Consider the following 16170-nt stretch of genomic DNA (forward strand, 5'->3'; position numbering starts at 1 on the left):
ACGACCGTAGCTATCCGTTCTTCTCGCGGCCCGGAACGCCGGTCAACAGTTGCCCCACGTCGTGGACGTTTCGCGTCTGGAGCAGCAGTTCCGCCGCCTCGCGGACGGTGAACGACGCCTCCAGTTCGACGCCGTGACAGCGGGCGTAACACTCGAGCCAGTCGTTCATCGCGCCGGTCAGGGCCTCGAGTTCGGCCGGCGAGAACGGGACCATCCGGCCGCCCGTCCGTGCCTCCACGTAGAGCCAGATGGCTTCGCCAGCCCCCTCGCGGAGGTAGGCAGTCGGCTCCTCGCGTTGCCTACGATCGGGACGCTCGTCGTCGAAGGCGGCGCGGTCGCGTTCGGCCCGTCGCTCGAGTGCGGCGATGCGTGGTCCGTACCCGCTCATCAGCCCTCCCTGTACTCGACGCCCTTCCCGCCACGGGGATGTTCCCACTCGGTGTCGGCGACGATGGCGCACGTGCCACACTCGACGCAGGGCTGGGTGTCGAGGCTGACGACGGTTTCGGTCGTGCCGTTGCGCTCGACCTCCTCGGAGCGGTAACAGCCGCCGCCAAAGTCCTCCGCGCTGACCGGACAGGCGTAGACGGCCGCCCCGCTCGCGTCGAACGACTCGTCCTCGAGTTCGATGTGGGGGTTTCCCACGTCCGTATCGTAGGTGAGGTCGCCGATGCGCTCCTCGAGCGTCGGCGGGTCGACCTCGTTCTCCCAGTGGATGGTCCGGCCCTGCGTCTCCCCGATGATCGACGGAATCGTGACGTAGCCCGTCCGCGTGTCGGGCAGCATCGACAGCAGGAACGGCGAGTTGAACGCCCGCTGCAGCAGGTAGCTCGAGAGCGAGTTGCCGAGCGCGACGCGGCCGACCGGCGAGTCCAGTACCCGCTCGGCGAGGTTCGTGACAGTCTCGTTCTCGCCGACGGTCCGTGCGAGTTCGTACCGCCGGGGACGGAGTTTGTCCATCGTCCCCGACTCCTCGAGGAGTTTCGCGTAGCGCCGGCCCGCGGCTTCGGGATCGGCGTTGCCCTTCGTGACCGCGTAGGCGTCGGCCGCCAGCGCGCCGGCGGTGACGGCGTGATTCATCCCCTTGATGATCGGCCCCTGGGCCTGCATCTGACCGGCGGCGTCGCCGACCAGTACGAGTCGGTCTTCGTAGGGCTCGCGGTGGGCGATCTTCTTCGAGTCGGGGACGAGTTTCGCGGCGTACTCCCGTTCCTCGTACTCGTCGCCGATCCAGGTCGCCAGCATCGGGTGGGTGAGCAGCGCGTCGAGCAACGCGTGGGGATCGGCCCGCTGCTCGACCAGGCTGTCGAGGTGGAAGACGGTCCCGATCGACAGCGACTCGGCGTTCGTGTAGAGGAAGCCGCCGCCGCGGACGTCCTCGAAGAGGTCCCCCGAGAAGAGGTGGGCGACGCCTTCGTCCGCGTCGATCCCGAACCGATCGTCGATGACGTCGGGGTCCATATCGACGACGGCCTTGACGCCCTGGAACCACTCGTCGGGCTCCTCCCAGTCCATCAGGCCCGCGTCGCGGGCGAGTTCGGAGTTGACGCCGTCGGCCGCGACGATCAGGTCCGCCTCGATGGGGTCGAGTTCGTCGCAGGTGACGCCGACGATCTCGCCGTCTTCACGCAGGAGGCCGTTCACCCGCACGTTCGTCAGCACGCCGCCGCCCGTCTCGCTGGTCTTCTCGTGGACCCGCTCCTCGAGCCACGAATCCATCCGCCGCCGGAGGACGGCGTCGCACCACTCGGTGTCGTGCTCGTGGAGGTCGGTGAGGTCGTACGTCTTGACCTTGTTGCCCGCGACGTTGTGGATTCGATACTCCGTGACAGGTCGTTCGGCGGCCCCCTCGCGGAAGCCGTCGAACAGGTCGTCGATCGTGTACGGGGCCGACTCCTCGGCGTAGATCAGCCCGCCGGAGACGTTCTTCGATCCCGCCTCGGTGCCGCGCTCGAGGACGAGCGTCTCGACGCCGTGCTCGGCGAGTCTGGCCGCGGCCGCGGCTCCGCCAGGACCACAGCCGACGACCACGGCCTCGTAGCGTTCGCGCTCGGCCTCGTCTGCGTCGATGCCGACGCTCATTCGGGCTCACCTCCGCCGTCCGCGCCGCTACCGTCGGCGACGGCCTCGGGCGCGAGTTCGCCCGATTCGACGGCCTCCGTCAGTTGCGGGAGCACCTCGAACAGGTCCCCCTCGACGAAGTAGTCGCTGAAATCGCGGATGCGCGCGTCGGTGTCGGTGTTGATCGCGACGATAGTGTCGGACTCGTCCATCCCGACCTTGTGCTGGACCGCGCCGGAGACGCCGGCCGCTATGTAGAGGTCGGGCGCGACGACCTGGCCCGTCTCCCCGATCTGGCGTTCCTCCTTCGCGTACGCCTCGACGTGGCTCTCGAACTCGTACGAGGAGGTGACGATCCCCCGGGTGATGCCGAGGGCGGCGTCCTCGAAGGCGTCGACGAGGTCGAGGCCCAGTTCCATCCCCCCGGTGGGGTCGTCGGCGATGCCGCGGCCGAGACAGACGATCACCTCGTGACCGGTGAGGTCGACGCCTCCCTCCAGCCGATCGTACTCGGTGATCTCGACGCGGAACCAGTCGTCCGGGAGGTCCATCTCGTGTTCGACGACCAGCCCGTCCCGATCGTAATCGGGATCGATCGGGTCGAAGCTCCCCGGAATGACCGACGCACCCTGCGGGTGGAACTCCCGGCCCGGATTGTCGAGACAGAGGATCGTCGAGTACTCGAAGCCGGAGAAGTCCGGCCGCTTCATGTGCAGGACCTTCTCGAAGGTCTTCTTCACGCCCGGCTCGCCGGTCTTGACGGGGTTCGAGACCTCGTTCTCCTCGATGAAGAGGTCCGAGCAGTCCGAGGCGAGTCCGGAGTCGAGTTCCGCCTGGACCTTCGCGGAGAGGTCCCGGCCGTTGTTCGTCGCCGGAAACAGGACGTACCGGGGTTTGTCGTAGTCGCGCCAGTCGGTGCTCTCGATCGAGCCCTCGCCGCGGGCCATGTGAGCCGCGATCTCGGTGTAGGGCTTGTGCAGGAAGCGATCGAGGCGCTCGTCGTCGTGGTAGACCGCGACGTCGGCCCCGTAGGCGATGCACTCCTCGGCGAGGCCCTCACAGTCGTCACCCATCAGGAACGCGACGACGCGCTCTTCGTCCCCGTACTCGTCCGCAAAGTCGTCCATCAATCGTCGCGCTTTGCCGAGCATCTCCCTCGAGACGTCGATGAGGTCGCCCCCCTGGGTCTCGCAGAAGACCCACATGTCGGCGTACTCGCCGTCCTCGAGCGCACGGACGTGTTTCTTGTCCCGGGTGGGGTGAGAGAGGTCGTCGTCCGCTTCGTCGGCGTCGGTTTCGTCGGGTTCGGTCTCCTCGTCGTCTGCCTGGGCTTCCTCGATCTCCTCACCCTCTGCCTCGTCACCGACCGTCTCTTTCGTCTCCTCGTACTCGCCTTCCGTCTCGGTGTCGCCCTCCACGCCCGCGGTTTCGTCGTCGGCGTCGAGCGCGCCGATCGCCTCGAGCCGTCGGTGGACGACCTCGCGGGCCGTCTTCCGGTCGCGACCGGCCTGCTCGGCCTCGAGGATCGACTGCAGGACGTCCGCGTCGTCGACCGCCTCGAGTTCCTCGCGCAGTTCGTCGACCGTGTGCTCGTCTGGATCGATCTCGGTCATCTCACTCACCCGCCTCCGCAGCGTACGGGTGCATCTCCGCGACGAGTTCGCCCATCCCCTCGGGGTCGTCGGGTTCGATCATCGTCGCCTCCCGCTCGGATGGGGCCTTCGGGATCGGGTCGACCGAGGAGACGATGGTCGGCGAGCCGTCCAGGCCGATGTAGTCCGGGTCGAGGTTGAGGTCGACGTGGTCCCACGTCGTCAGGTGATCCTCGTGGTCGGCGGCGCGCTCCTCGGTCTCGGTCCGGAGTCGCTTGTGAGTCAGCCGGTGGGACGCTTTCCGGTAGATGGGTTCGAACTCGGGGTCCGTGACGACGAAACAGGGGAGCGGTGCCTCTACCGTCTCGATCTCGTCCACGTCGCCCTCGACGAGCCGTCTCGCCCGCAGTCGGCGCTCGTCGGGGTCGATGTCGAGCGCGATCACGTGGGTGACGATCGGCCAATCCATCGCCCAGCAGGTCTGAGGCCCCGTCTGGCCCGTCTCCCCGTCGGCCGTCTTGAACCCCGCGAACACGAGGTCGATCTCGGCGACCTCCTCCCGATACTTCTCGAGGCCCGCGCTCAGGGTGATCGCCGTCGCCCACGTGTCCGAGGCCGCGAGTTCCCGATCCGAGAGCAGGTAGCTGTCGTCGGTGTACACCGACTCCATCGCCTCCTCCAGAACGTCCGCGTACCCCGGCGGCCCCATGCTCATCCCGCTGACGTGGCCGCCGTGGCGAACCTTCGTCTGGAGGGCCGCCTCGAGCGCGAACGCGTCGTTCGGGTTCATCACCGTCGGCGTCTTCCCTCGCTCGAGGTGGCCGTCCTCGTCGAACGACACCGCGCCCTCGGAGAAGTCCGGGACCCCCTTCGTCAGCACGATCGATCGCATGAGACGCTCCCTCCGTGTGTGGTGTTTTCTCGTACCATTCCCGCCTCGGGCTATCACACTATAACTATTAAGAATGGGGGAGCGTTCCACCGCGAGAAGCACGGGGGAGACGGCCTCCTACCGGACGAATCGGACGGTCGGTTCTGGTCGTCTCCGAGGATAGCCGTGGAAATCAACCGATCACGACTACGGCCGTCTCGAGCCAACGACCGCCGTCACTCGCGTTGGCGTTCGGTCGTGCCCATCGTGATCTCGCCGTCGGCACGGATCGTGCCGTCGACTTCGGCGTCGGGTCCGAGCTCGAGGTCCGCACACGAGACGTCGCCGAGAATCCGCGCGCCCGCGGCGACGGTGACGTCGCCGTGACGCGTCGTCAGGTCGCCGTGGATGCGCGTGTCCTCGCCTACGGTGACGTCGCCGCGGGCCCGGAGGCTGCCGAAGACGTTGCAGTCGGCCCCGACGTCGATGGTTTCGGCGCGGACGTTCCCGTGGAGCCGACAGTCGTCGCCGATCGTCGCCGGCGTCGACACGCGCCAGGCGTCGTCGCCGACGGTCGCGTTCCGCGGGATGACAAGCGGGTCGGTGTCGGGCGTCTCGCCCTCCTCGTCGACCAGTTCCGAGATGAGCCGCTGGGCGGTCTCCTCCTCGCCGATCAACAGCAGGTGCTTGAGGTAGACGAACAACAAGACGATGGTCGGCATCGGGTTCCGGATGACGATCCAGCCGTTGGCCTCGAACCCCTCCTCGATGTCGACGTCGTCGCCGATGTCCAGGTCCCCGGCGACTTTCAACTTGCCGCCGATGTGGACCCGTTCGCCGATGTAGGCGTCCTGGCCGACGAGCACGTTCTCGGCGACGTCACACCACATGTCGAGGCGACAGTCGCCGTCGGCCTCGATGTCGCCGCCGAACTCGACGCTCTCGCCGGCCAGCACGTTCCGTCCGCGCACGCCGAACTCGATCGTCGAGCGCGCGCCGACGAGCACGTCCCCGTCGGTCTCGAGGGCGACTTCCTTCGCTTCCGTCCCGTCGGGAACGACGAGTTCGTCGAGCGGGTCCCTGCCTACGGCCACACTCGAGGGCCATGTGACTGCCGCGTAATAAACTTCGTCGTTGGTCGTCTGACGCCTGTCTGCACGCCGTCAGGTCCGCGTCTCCGCCGACGCGACAGCCGTCCCCTTTTCATAGCTCGACTCGTACGCCCGTGCATGACGACCCTCGCGTTCGACGACGACGGCGTCGACGTCGTCTACGAAGGTACCGAGTTCCGCCTCGAGCGGGAGTTGATCGAAGAAGCGACGGAGAAGTCCTACTACGACGTCACCGACCACGAGGTGCTGAAGATCGTCGCCGAACAGCCGAACCTGCAGGGGGAACCGCGACGGATCGGCGACATCGTCGACTAACGACTACCGATCGTCGGTTTTTCGATCGGTGCCGCCGTCCGTGGCGGCGACCGACGGCCGTTCGTCGATGTCGAAGGTCTCGAGGCGCTCGTCGAGTTCGTTCGCCCGGGTGGCGAAGGAGTCGGCGTTCGTCGAGACCTCGGTAATCGTGGACGTCTGTTCCTCGACGGCGGCGGAGACGCTCTGGGTCTCCGACTCCGTTCGTTCGCTCGCCTCGACGACGTCGTCGACCATCGCGACGACCTCTTGCGCGGAGGCGGCCTGCTGGTCCGTCGCGTCGTTGACCTCCTGGATGCTCGCGTTGACCGTCTCCACGTGTTCGGTGATGTCCTCGAGTGCGTCGATACTCGCCTCGATCGTGCCGACGCCGTCGGTGATCTGTTCGCGCATCGTCTCCATCTCGCCGACGGCGTCGGTGGTCGAGGACCGAACGTCGGTGATCTGCGCTTCGATCTCCTGGGTCGCCTGTCCGACCTCGCCGGCGAGCGTCTTGATCTCGTCGGCCACGACCGCGAAGCCGCCGCCGGAACTGCCGGCCGTCGCGGCCTCGATTGAGGCGTTGAGCGCGAGCAAGTTGGTCTGCTCGGCGATGTCGTCGATCAGGTCGACGATCTCGATGATCGACTCCATGTCGTCGTCGAGCGATTCGACCTCTCGGACCGTTCGGTCGCTCGTCTCCTGAATCCTCGAGAGCGCGGCGACCGCCTCGGTGGCGTTCTCCCGACCCGTCTCGCCACGTTCTGCCGCGTTCTCGGTCGTCTGGGCCACGTTCGCCGCCGAGGACGCGACCTCCTCGACGGTCGCCGAGAGGTCACTCATCTCGTCCGAGACCGTCTGGAGGCTCGTCGTCTGCTCGGAGTTCGTCGCGGCGATCTCCTGGATGGAGTCGCTCACCTGCTGGCCCGCCGCTTCGATGTCCTGTGCGCTGGCCCTGACGGACGAGCTTTCGGTCGCGATCTCCCCGGCGAACTCGCGGATCTCGCCGATCGTCCGCTCGAGGTCGGCCATCATGTCGTTGAAGGCCGTCGCGATGTCGGTCATCGCCCGGCTCTCGCTCTCGGGATCCATCCGCTGGGTCAGGTCCCCGTCGGCCGCCGCCTCCATCGTCCCCTTGAAAGCGGTTGCTTTTCGCTGGAGGGTTTCCGAGAGTTCCTCGGCCTCCTGCTTCGCGGTCTCCGCCTCCGTCCGCGCTCGTTCGGCTTCTTGCCGGGATTCCTCTGCTTCCTGGCGAGCCGTTTCGGCTTCAGCCTGCCGTCGTTCGGCCTCCTCCTTCGCGGCGACGGCGTCGCGGCGAGCGGATTCGACGGACCGGCGCTCGCTTTTCAGTTCGACGACGGCCGACAGCGATCCGGTCGACGTGATCGCGAAGACGCCGATCGTGATGCCGAGCAGGATCAGTCCGAGCAGGTCCCAGAACCCGCCGCTGATACCGAGCCACTCGGCGGCGGTTACGGCGGCCCACAACATTCCCAGGAAACAGCCGAACGCGACGTTCGACCAGAAGCCGGCCTCGAGCTCGAAGTCGCGATAGTTCTGCGCGGCGATGACTCCACCCGTCGCGAACGCGACGGTGCCGACGATGTCGAACAGGGCGGTGATTTCGACCATCGATCACACCTCCGGGCTCTCGATTTCGTCGTCCGACTGGGCCAGCAACCGCTGCCGTCGGTGGTAGGTCGCGTACGCGAACGCGATGCCGACGCCCATGAGTCCCACGCTGTGCTCGAGGAAGTTGAACGCCGTATTGAACGCCAGGGCCTCGAGGTTGGTCGCGAGCGTCCCGACGACGATACAGCCGTAGCCGACGGCGAACCACTTCGCCTCCGGCTTGTACCCCAGTAACACGGGAACGAGTCCGACGACCGCGATCGTGAGGAGAATGAGCTCTCCGGGCTCGAGCGCCGATAGTGCCAATGCCATAGCCGGTAGAGGAAGAACCGGTTAAAGAGTCTTATCGCCAAAATTACAAACGTTCTATAGAACGTCTAGAGTTTATATCGGAGTAGAGGAGATGATGGACGCCGACGGGGGGACGGGACCGACTATCTATCGTCCTTTCGGCCGCGGTCCGTCGTTACGGTTCGATCCCCGTGTGGCGGGGCGTCTTCGTTGTCCTCGTGTCGATTAGCACCCTCTTCGCCCTCGACCTGCGTCCGATCCGACGCGTCCATCTTGCCGTCGCCCGTCCCGGCCCCCACGTCTCGAGGATCGGCGTCTCCCTCCTCCTGTTCGACGACGGGATCGCCCGCGTCGCTCGAGGGGGCATCCGACGCCGACGCCTCGAGTCGAACCGCGTCGTCGGTGACGGCCGCGACGTCGTCCACGTCGACGGGAACCGGCTCGTCGGCCTCGAGTTCCCAGCCAAGCGCCGCCTTGATCGAATCGAGCGCGCTCGGGTTCGGTTCGACGAGGACCCGCTCGCCCTCCACGTCGGTGAGGACGCCGATCGCCGAGCCGTTCGGTTCGGTGACGGTCTTGCCAATGTCGTCGTCCGTGAGTTGCGGTGCCATACGCGGGTGACGGTTCCGGCCGGGCAAGCGGCTGGTGCCTGCACCGGCCGGGGCGACTGGCCCGGATTGCCGACGATTTCGACACCGACGGTTGCATCTGCAGCCCGAATTACCAATGGACGGCCCGGTCCGAGTGCGTATCGACCTATGTCACCGTCTCAAGACGCGGTTGACGACGCCGCGACGCAGGTAGCGAACGACGCCAGTGATCCCGGCGCGAACGTCGGCCGACTCGAGCGGATCGCGTCCGTGGGCGTCGGAACGGCCCTCGTCGTTCGCGGCGCGTCCAGCCGTTCCCTCGGCGGCGTCGCGACGGCACTCGTCGGGGTCGGCCTGGTTGTCCGGGGCGTTCGCGGTACGAGCCGCCTCTACCGACGACTCGGCGTCGACACCGCGTCGACGCCCGATCGCGCCGGCAGCGAGGAGCGGGCGGTCACGGTCGAACGCTCGATCACGGTCGGGGAGCGCGCCGAGGACCTCGAGGCGTACTGGCGCGACCCGGATCAGTTGACCCGGATCGTCGGGCCGGTGGCCGACGTCTCCGGCTCGACCCGTAACGAGGGCGGCCACCGCTGGGAACTGGCCGGCCCGTTCGATCGCACCCTCGAGTGGGAGACGCGGCTGGTCGACGAGCGACCGGGCGAACGGCTGCGGTGGGAGACCCTCGACGGAGCGACGATTCCCCACGACTGGACGGTGCTGTTCGACCGCGCGCCGGACGATCGAGGGACCGAGGTCACCGTCCGGATCGGGTACGATCCGCCGGGTGGCTCGATGGGCGACGCGACCCTCTCCAAACTCGGTCCCGGCGTCGACGCGCTCGTCGGCCAGGCACTGCGCCGGTTCAAACGCCTCGCCGAGACGGGAACGGTCCCGTCGCTCGAGGCCAATCCCTCCGGGAGAGGGAAAGGAGACGTGCTCTAACCCTTCTTCGACGGTCGCGCCGATCCGCTTAGCCGGCGACGTCGATCCGCGGCGATTCGGTGTCGGGCGTGCCCTCGTCGAAGAAGCCGGCCACGCCCTCGAGGTCGAGGACGAACTCGGGACCGAACGCGCCGGCGGGCGTCCGGAATCCCGGCTCGAGGTCGGTCTCGAGGACGCGCTCGACTGCCGTCACCGCCGCGTCGACGGTCAGCACGTACGGGTCCGGCGTCCGGAGGCGTGAGACGACGCGTTCGCCCGAGTACTCGTCCCGGGCCTCGCCCCAGACGTAGGCCGACCCGCGCTCGCGCGACCACGACGACGGCCCTTCACGGACGAGCCCGGCGACGGCTTTCAGCGTCTCGGAGACCGGCTTCGCGGCGACGATCGGCGCGACGTACCGGTGAAGCTTCAGGAGGCTCCGCGCAGGCTGGGGGATCGCCACGTAGACGGCGACGTTCGAGATGCCGGTCGTGTAGTGGGCCGTCGCCACGTCGCCCGTCGGCATGGTGACGCCCTCCCGATAGCCGCGTCCGAAGTCGATCCGCCGGGTTCGCCAGGCCGCGGGAACGTGCTCGAGCCGTCCGTTCCGGTAGACGGCCCCGCCGTCTTCCGCCCCTTCGATGACCGTCCGAACGGTGCCGATGGAGGGCGGCCGGAGCGAGTCGACCCCCAGCGCGAGGGAATCGGGGTCCGGCAGCCGCTCCGCGAGGTGGGCCGCCAGACAGTCCATCGGGACCGCCGAGAAGGCAGCGGCCGGAACCAGCGTCACGCCGGCCTCGCGAGCCGCTTCGTCGCGGTCGGCGATCCCCTCGATGACCGGAATCTCGCCCGTGATGTCCACGTACTCCGTTCCCGTCTCCACGCAGGCCTCGACGAGCGGCTCCGCCGTGTTCGAGAACGGCCCGGCGCAGTTGAGCACGCAGTCGACGTCGGCCCCCGCGAGCGCCTCGCGGACGACGTCCGACTCCTCGAGCGCGAAGCGCCGTCCCGGGCGCTCGAGGTCCTCGACCTGTTCGCGCACTGCCTCCGGATCGCGGCCGGCCAGCACGACCTCGAGTCCGCGGTCGATCGCCTCGCGGGCCACGAGCGAGCCGACGAAACCGTACGAGCCGTAGATCAACACCGACGACATAGACGGTAGTGTTCGACTCGCTTGCGTGTAAGCGACGGGCCAGCGATCGCCGTCGTGGGGTGTTTTCGGGGCGAAAAGCGCCGACTTCGGGGGGTCACCCTTCGTCGTCCGTCTCGAACCGTTCGGCAGCGGACTCGAAGCCGAGTTCCTCCTGCTCGCGGCTCCGTCGGCCCTCGAGTTCGGCGATGGCCTCGGGTTCGGGGGCCGCGTCGTCGGTGACCCGCGCCCAGGAGTTGTGGATCTTGGCGTGACACCATCGACAGAGGTAGATCGTGATCTCGTGGCTCAGCTCTGTGCCGTCTCGCGCGTACGAGAGGTGGTGTTCCTCGAGCAGCGGGCGCTCGTCGTCGTGGGCCATGCGTTTCTCCGCGAGACCACAGCGGGCACACTCGCGGTCGCGGTTACGACAGCGGAAGTGGGGACACTCGCCCCAGTCCGGCTCCGCGTCGGCGTCCGGATCCGGATCGACGATGGGGCAGGCGTAGTCGTCGCTGGCCCGTTCGCGAGCGAACTCGGGGTCGTGTTCGTAGTGGTCGTAGGCGTACCGACACTTCCCGTCGCCGGTCAGGTAGTCGCAGACGCCGACGAACTCGTAGGGGTCGTCGACGCCGACCGAGGTCCCCTGGGGCGTTTTCTCCATGCGCTCGCCAGTCCGTTGGCAGCGGATCGATTTGAATCTGCTGTCGGGCGGGAAGCTTTTTGCCGACCGCGCGCCGACTCGAGGGCGTGCGCGTCAAGTGGGAGCCGGCGGCCGATCGCACCGTAGAGACCGAGCGGCGAACGCTGGCGACGAACGTCGACCTCGCGGATTCCGTTCTCAGCCAGGCGCGCGGGTTGATGTTCCGGCGATCGATCCCGGACGACTACGCGCTGGCCTTCCGGTTCGGCGCGGCCAAATCGCGGGACGTTCACATGGTGTTCGTCCCGTTTCCCATCGACGCCGTCTGGGTCGTCGACGACGTCGTAACTCGCGTCGAACGGCTCCGCCCCTGGCGGGGGTTCGCCCGCGAGGAAGCCGACCTGCTCGTCGAACTCCCGGCCGGCACCGCCGACGAGGTCGAAGCCGGCGACGGGCTGGTACTCGAGGGCGTCGAGTGACGCTCTGCGGCGAGGTGTCAACGCCCCATCCGAAAGACGTGCCCCCACCGGCGGATTTATGAGAGGCCCCTTCGATAGGACGAGATACAATGGCACGAGACTCGTTCTCAACGCCTGACGAGGATAGAGGAAGTCGGGGCAACCCGGCTGGGCGTGAAATTCTCCGCCGAGACTGATCGCAGTTCCAACTCACTACGCTTGCCCGTACACGACTCCACCGAACAGACCGTTCCATCCGATCGTACAGTCCGCCTTCTCGATACGACGCTTCGCGACGGCGAACAAGCCCCCGGCGTATCGCTGTCGCCCGACGAGAAAGTCGAGATCGCCCGCGCGCTCGAGCGCGCCGGCGTCGCCGTCATCGAAGCGGGCAGCGCCTGTACCGGTGCGGGCGAGCGACAGGCGATCTCGCGGGTCACCGACCTCGAACTCGATGCGGTCGTGACCAGTTTCTGTCGCGGGATGCAGTCCGATATCGACCTCGCACTCGACTGCGACGTCGACGGCGTCCACATCGTGGTCCCGGCGAGCGACCGCCACGTCGAGCGCAAGGTCGGCACCTCCCGCGAGGACAACCTCGAGACGACGGCCGAACTCGTCGCGTACGCGACCGACCACGACCTCTGGGTCGAGGTCATCGGCGAGGATGGCTCCCGGGCCGACCTCGACTACCTCGAGCGGCTGGCCGAGACGTCGCTCGAGGCCGGCGCGGATCGGTTCTGCTTCGCCGACACGGTCGGCCACACGGGGCCGGAACACACCCACGAGGCGGTCGCCCGCCTCGCCGAAATCGGGCCAGTCAGTGCTCACACGCACGACGACCTCGGGCTGGGCGTTACGAACGCCCTCGCCGCCGTCGCGGCGGGTGCCGACCTCGTCCACTGCACGGTGAACGGCCTCGGTGAACGCGCGGGCAACGTCGCCCTCGAGGAGGTCGCGATCGCGCTCTCGCACGTCTACGACGTCGAGACACTCGAACTCGACCAGCTGTACGATCTCGCCCAACGCGTGGCACGGGCGACGGGCGTCCAGCTCCCCCCGAACAAGGCCGTCATCGGGGAGAACGCCTTCACCCACGAGAGCGGGATCCACACGGACGGCACGCTCAAAGACGACAAGATGTACGAGCCCTATCCCCCCGAGACCGTCGGGCGCGAACGCCGGCTGGCGCTTGGCAAACACACCGGCCGCGCGGGCGTCGAGGCGACCCTCGAGGAACACGGGCTCGAGGCCGACGACGACGAGGTCGCGGAGATCGCGACCCGCGTCACGGAACTGGGCGACCGCGGCCGACGGGTGACCGACGCCGACCTGCTGGCGATCGCCGAGGACGTCACCGGCGACGACCGCGAGCGCGTGGTCGAACTGCTCGACCTCAACGCCACGAGCGGCGGCTCCGTCCCCACGGCGAGCATCCGCCTCGAGGTCGACGGCGAGGAACGGATCGCCAGCGGCACCGGCTCCGGCCCCGTCGACGCGGCCGTCTCGGCGGTCCGGGAGGCGCTGGGCTCGATGGCCGACGCCGAACTCGACTCGTACCACGTCGACGCCGTCACGGGCGGCACCGACGCCGTGGTGACGGTCGAGGTGACGATGGTCCGGGACGACCGCTCGGTGACCGTCGCCCGCAGCGAGGCCGACATCACCCGCGCGAGCGTCGAGGCCATGGTCGACGCCCTCGACCGGTTGCTCGCGACGGAGTCCCAGCCGCTCGCGCCGGCCGACGACTGACCTCAACCCGCCGCTTTTCGTCCACTCAGGTCGAACTGATCCGGATTTCCCGATCCGCTGTCGCTCCGTTACGTTGATATTGGACTGTCCCCACCGGAAGGACACGATGATGCTGCCGACCCACGCGCTCGCCGGGATGGTCCTGGCGGTGCCGCTGGTCGCCACGGCCCCGGAGCTCACCCCGATCGGCCTGATCGCCGGCTTGCTCGGCGGCGTCGTTCCCGATCTGGATCTGTACACCGGTCATCGCAAGACCCTCCACTTTCCCGTCTACTACAGCCTCGTCGCCGCCGTTGGAACCGTCACGGCGCTCGCGGTGCCGACGACGCTGACGGTCGCCGCCGCGCTCTTCTTCCTCGCTGCGGCGCTGCACTGCGTGACAGACGTGTTCGGGAGCGGCCTCGAGTTACGGCCGTGGGAAGGAAAGTCGGAGCGAGCGGTGTACGACCACTACCGCGAGACGTGGATCCGGCCCCGTCGCGCGGTCCGATACGACGGTTCGCCGATCGATCTGTTGCTGTCGATCGCGCTGGCGACGCCGTTGCTCGTGGTTTTCGAGGGCGGGCTTCGGATACTCGTCCTCGGAGCACTCGCCGTCGGATTCGTCTACACTGTACTCAGACGCGCTCTCGCCGACGTCGCGGCCACCGTCGTTTCACTGCTCCCTGCGAGCGTACTGCCGTACGTCCCGCCGCGGTATCTCGACGAACCCCCCTCCGACCGGTCGGTCTGATCGGGGGTTCGCATCGAGCAGTCGGCTTTCGACGGCTCCCTCGCACTGAGCAGGACCCCGATCCCGAGAGGCCAACAGTGTCGGAGACTCTTTCGAAGATCACGAGACGGCGAAGCCGTCTCGAACGACGTCACGTCCACAGCCCACCAGGTGAACCGCCTCGGGGTCAAGCTCCCGGGGCATTCGCCTTGACCGCCTGTAAAGCCGAAAGACGACCGTCGACGTGCTGCTCAGTTTCAATCGCTGTGTGGACGGTGGTCGAGGATGCCTCTGGGATTGAACAGGTACACGCCGGCCAGCAACAGCGCCGTTAGGACGACGAGCAGTCGTGCGATCGTCTCGAGCGACGTCGGGTCGGTCGGATCGAGGGTGATCGAGATCAGTCCGGCGACGGCGATCCAGAGAACGGCGACGATCACCCGCTGACGGTCGGTCATACACGGCCCTTCGTGGCCAGCGATAAGAAATGTGCGAGTTGCCGCGCTCCTGGGTCGATCAGTACAGCCCGCCGTCGACCGTCGACTCGTCGAGGACGTTCTTCCGGTTGTCGACCATGCCGACCTCGTCGTAGGCCACCGGCCCTTCGACCTGTTCGGCGTTGGGTCCGGGCTCGTTGCCGATGTACATCACGTTCGGGTTCGTGTTGAACTCCTCGAGTAGCCTGAACTGCGAGGAGTTGTCGCCGTACTCGCCCTCGAGGAGCCGTTCGGCGTCCTCCTCGGTCAGTCCGTCCTCGTCCTCGCCGGCCGGGTCCTGTTCTCCCGCGACGATGGCCATCGCCTCCTGGAGGTCCTCGTCGTCGGGGTCGTCCTCCCGGGCGCGTGCCAGCGTCACGTTCTCGAGGTAGGACTGGGGGTCGCTCTCGGGATCGTTCATGTCGCCGAACTGGATCGCGCCGGGCGGGCAAGCGTCCTCACAGGCCGTGGTGCCGACCATCTCCTCGCCCATGTTCCCGTCCTGGCGCGCCGGATCGAAGACGCACTTCTCCATGACGCCCTGCGGGCCGGTCCCGCTGACCCATCGGTCGCGTTCGTCGTACATCATCTCGTCGCCCAGCTCCTCCTCGACGTCCACTTCCGGTTCGTCCCACGAGAAGTAGTTGACGCCGTAGGGGCAGGCGACCTGGCAGTACCGGCAGCCGATACAGACGTCGTAGTCGGTCAGCACGAGGCCGTCCTTCTCGCGGGTGTGACGGGCCGTCGTCGGACAGACTTTCTCACACGGCGCGTCGGTACAGTGCTGGCACGGGCGGATGAGGTAGTTGAAGTCGCGGGTTCCGGGATCCTCCTCCGGATCGGGAGATTCGACGATGCCGTCCTCGTAGGCGATGATGTACATCCAGTTCGCCCCGAGGTTCCAGTTGTGCTCGGCGTTACACGCGACGACGCAAGAGAGACACCCGTCACAGACCTCAAGATCGAGGGTCATCCCCCACTGCGTACCGTCGTCGTCTTCCTCCTCGCCATGGTCCTGAACCGCGGCCGACGGATCCGGATTGCCGTCGTCCGCCGCCGTCAGCGCGCCGAGTCCGAGGAAGCCGGCTCCGGCCCCCATCTTCTTCATCGTCTCGCGGCGGGTCTCCTGGTCGGCACCGAACTTCGAGAGCGCCTCCCCGAGTCGTCCCCCCTCGCGGGCGGCTTCGATCTCCTCGGCCATCGGGCGGTCGTCCTCGCCGAACTCCTCGAGCACCTCCTCGTGGTACCGGTCGTAAAACTCCTCGTCGGAGAGTTCGCCCTTCGTCACCCGCATCGCGTCCTTGGCCATCTCCATCCCGAGATCCGCGTCGTAGTCGCCGTCCTCGAGTAGCTCGCGATAGTTCTCCTCGGCCTCGGGTCCGAGCGGGTGGAACGCCTCGTCGTCACCGCCGCGGTCGTCGTGGCTCATCGACTGCGGTCACCCCGATCGAATCGGGTACGATCGATCGAATACATACTCGCTCACCAACAGCCGTGCCAACCACTCACTGCCGGTTAAGAACGATCCCTGCGCACGACGGCCACGCCGGTGCGGGATCCCGATTTTCGACCCACGAACTCCGCGCACCCCCTCGAGCACGCGCTGTGCGGTGCTCGGCGGTCGGTTCGCGGAAAA

17 protein-coding genes are annotated in these 16170 nt (G+C 67.5%); 5 read left to right on the forward strand and 12 right to left on the reverse strand.

The genetic code is table 11. The features are described from left to right. Window positions 1-10: 10 nt before the first annotated feature. The 5 genes from TX79_RS08190 to TX79_RS08210 all read right to left on the reverse strand — a co-directional run bounded on the left by TX79_RS08190 (window position 11) and on the right by TX79_RS08210 (window position 5618). Window positions 11-388 (reverse strand): hypothetical protein, encoded by a 378-nt coding sequence (locus tag TX79_RS08190; protein ID WP_049926972.1) that lies wholly within the window; start codon window positions 386-388, stop codon window positions 11-13. Continuing rightward, entirely contained in the window at window positions 388-2082 is a 1695-nt protein-coding gene (locus TX79_RS08195) for an FAD-dependent monooxygenase (protein WP_049926973.1), read from the reverse strand. The genes TX79_RS08190 and TX79_RS08195 overlap by 1 nt, the downstream gene beginning before the upstream one ends. Then, window positions 2079-3674 (reverse strand): electron transfer flavoprotein subunit alpha/FixB family protein, encoded by a 1596-nt coding sequence (locus TX79_RS08200; protein ID WP_049926974.1) that lies wholly within the window; start codon window positions 3672-3674, stop codon window positions 2079-2081. The genes TX79_RS08195 and TX79_RS08200 overlap by 4 nt, the downstream gene beginning before the upstream one ends. Window position 3675: 1 nt before the next feature. Next, on the reverse strand, window positions 3676-4545 hold the full coding sequence (locus TX79_RS08205) for an electron transfer flavoprotein subunit beta/FixA family protein (RefSeq protein WP_049926975.1): 870 nt from the start codon (window positions 4543-4545) through the stop codon (window positions 3676-3678). A 215-nt stretch (window positions 4546-4760) separates the two neighbouring features. Continuing rightward, window positions 4761-5618 carry a polymer-forming cytoskeletal protein gene (locus tag TX79_RS08210; protein WP_049926976.1) on the reverse strand — a complete coding sequence of 286 codons (858 nt, stop codon included), beginning with the start codon at window positions 5616-5618 and terminating at the stop codon, window positions 4761-4763. A 135-nt stretch (window positions 5619-5753) separates the two neighbouring features. On the opposite strand from TX79_RS08210, the gene TX79_RS08215 reads away from it, so the two are divergent. Then, entirely contained in the window at window positions 5754-5951 is a 198-nt protein-coding gene (locus TX79_RS08215; RefSeq protein ID WP_049926977.1) for a DUF5800 family protein, read from the forward strand. 3 nt (window positions 5952-5954) lie between these two features. On the opposite strand, the gene TX79_RS08220 is transcribed toward TX79_RS08215, so the two are convergent. The 3 genes from TX79_RS08220 to TX79_RS08230 form a co-directional block, all read right to left on the reverse strand. After that, complete coding sequence (locus TX79_RS08220) at window positions 5955-7559, reverse strand: methyl-accepting chemotaxis protein (protein ID WP_049926978.1); 1605 nt, start codon at window positions 7557-7559, stop codon at window positions 5955-5957. A gap of 3 nt (window positions 7560-7562) precedes the next feature. Beyond that, a complete protein-coding gene (locus TX79_RS08225; protein WP_049926979.1) occupies window positions 7563-7871 on the reverse strand; it encodes a hypothetical protein in 309 nt (102 codons plus the stop codon). 122 nt (window positions 7872-7993) lie between these two features. Beyond that, complete coding sequence (locus TX79_RS08230; RefSeq protein WP_049926980.1) at window positions 7994-8461, reverse strand: hypothetical protein; 468 nt, start codon at window positions 8459-8461, stop codon at window positions 7994-7996. Between the two features lie 147 nt (window positions 8462-8608). Here TX79_RS08230 and TX79_RS08235 point away from each other — a divergent pair, with 147 nt between their 5' ends. Then, the gene (locus TX79_RS08235) at window positions 8609-9385 is read left to right on the forward strand and encodes an SRPBCC family protein (protein ID WP_049926981.1); all 777 of its coding nucleotides are present in this window, start codon (window positions 8609-8611) and stop codon (window positions 9383-9385) included. 28 nt (window positions 9386-9413) lie between these two features. On the opposite strand, the gene TX79_RS08240 is transcribed toward TX79_RS08235, so the two are convergent. After that, window positions 9414-10517 carry a saccharopine dehydrogenase family protein gene (locus TX79_RS08240; RefSeq protein WP_049926982.1) on the reverse strand — a complete coding sequence of 368 codons (1104 nt, stop codon included), beginning with the start codon at window positions 10515-10517 and terminating at the stop codon, window positions 9414-9416. A 94-nt stretch (window positions 10518-10611) separates the two neighbouring features. Beyond that, complete coding sequence (locus tag TX79_RS08245; RefSeq protein WP_049926983.1) at window positions 10612-11157, reverse strand: DUF7097 family protein; 546 nt, start codon at window positions 11155-11157, stop codon at window positions 10612-10614. Window positions 11158-11243: 86 nt separating this feature from the next. On the opposite strand from TX79_RS08245, the gene TX79_RS08250 reads away from it, so the two are divergent. The 3 genes from TX79_RS08250 to TX79_RS08260 all read left to right on the forward strand — a co-directional run bounded on the left by TX79_RS08250 (window position 11244) and on the right by TX79_RS08260 (window position 14079). Beyond that, window positions 11244-11615: a DUF192 domain-containing protein gene (locus TX79_RS08250; RefSeq protein WP_049928327.1), complete on the forward strand. Its 372-nt coding sequence runs from the start codon at window positions 11244-11246 to the stop codon at window positions 11613-11615. A gap of 198 nt (window positions 11616-11813) precedes the next feature. Beyond that, window positions 11814-13346, forward strand: a complete 1533-nt coding sequence (locus TX79_RS08255) for a (R)-citramalate synthase (protein WP_049926984.1) — start codon at window positions 11814-11816, stop codon at window positions 13344-13346. Window positions 13347-13452: 106 nt separating this feature from the next. Continuing rightward, complete coding sequence (locus tag TX79_RS08260) at window positions 13453-14079, forward strand: hypothetical protein (protein ID WP_049926985.1); 627 nt, start codon at window positions 13453-13455, stop codon at window positions 14077-14079. 236 nt (window positions 14080-14315) lie between these two features. Here the strand turns inward: TX79_RS08260 and TX79_RS08265 are convergent, their stop codons facing one another. Then, entirely contained in the window at window positions 14316-14516 is a 201-nt protein-coding gene (locus TX79_RS08265; protein ID WP_049926986.1) for a hypothetical protein, read from the reverse strand. A 58-nt stretch (window positions 14517-14574) separates the two neighbouring features. After that, on the reverse strand, window positions 14575-15963 hold the full coding sequence (locus TX79_RS08270) for a 4Fe-4S ferredoxin N-terminal domain-containing protein (RefSeq protein ID WP_049926987.1): 1389 nt from the start codon (window positions 15961-15963) through the stop codon (window positions 14575-14577). Window positions 15964-16170: the final 207 nt, after the last annotated feature.

Source organism: Halopiger goleimassiliensis (genome assembly GCF_000455345.1).
Lineage (GTDB): Archaea > Halobacteriota > Halobacteria > Halobacteriales > Natrialbaceae > Halopiger_A > Halopiger_A goleimassiliensis.

Excerpts from the sequence above, each read along its gene's own strand:
- TX79_RS08190 (WP_049926972.1), bottom strand. The coding sequence starts at position 388 with ATGAGCGGGTACGGACCACGCATCGCCGCACTCGAGCGACGGGCCGAA.
- TX79_RS08195 (WP_049926973.1), bottom strand. The coding sequence starts at position 2,082 with ATGAGCGTCGGCATCGACGCAGACGAGGCCGAGCGCGAACGCTACGAG.
- TX79_RS08200 (WP_049926974.1), bottom strand. The coding sequence starts at position 3,674 with ATGACCGAGATCGATCCAGACGAGCACACGGTCGACGAACTGCGCGAG.
- TX79_RS08205 (WP_049926975.1), bottom strand. The coding sequence starts at position 4,545 with ATGCGATCGATCGTGCTGACGAAGGGGGTCCCGGACTTCTCCGAGGGC.
- TX79_RS08215 (WP_049926977.1), top strand. The coding sequence starts at position 5,754 with ATGACGACCCTCGCGTTCGACGACGACGGCGTCGACGTCGTCTACGAA.
- TX79_RS08220 (WP_049926978.1), bottom strand. The coding sequence starts at position 7,559 with ATGGTCGAAATCACCGCCCTGTTCGACATCGTCGGCACCGTCGCGTTC.
- TX79_RS08225 (WP_049926979.1), bottom strand. The coding sequence starts at position 7,871 with ATGGCATTGGCACTATCGGCGCTCGAGCCCGGAGAGCTCATTCTCCTC.
- TX79_RS08230 (WP_049926980.1), bottom strand. The coding sequence starts at position 8,461 with ATGGCACCGCAACTCACGGACGACGACATTGGCAAGACCGTCACCGAA.
- TX79_RS08235 (WP_049926981.1), top strand. The coding sequence starts at position 8,609 with ATGTCACCGTCTCAAGACGCGGTTGACGACGCCGCGACGCAGGTAGCG.
- TX79_RS08240 (WP_049926982.1), bottom strand. The coding sequence starts at position 10,517 with ATGTCGTCGGTGTTGATCTACGGCTCGTACGGTTTCGTCGGCTCGCTC.
- TX79_RS08245 (WP_049926983.1), bottom strand. The coding sequence starts at position 11,157 with ATGGAGAAAACGCCCCAGGGGACCTCGGTCGGCGTCGACGACCCCTAC.
- TX79_RS08260 (WP_049926985.1), top strand. The coding sequence starts at position 13,453 with ATGATGCTGCCGACCCACGCGCTCGCCGGGATGGTCCTGGCGGTGCCG.
- TX79_RS08265 (WP_049926986.1), bottom strand. The coding sequence starts at position 14,516 with ATGACCGACCGTCAGCGGGTGATCGTCGCCGTTCTCTGGATCGCCGTC.
- TX79_RS08270 (WP_049926987.1), bottom strand. The coding sequence starts at position 15,963 with ATGAGCCACGACGACCGCGGCGGTGACGACGAGGCGTTCCACCCGCTC.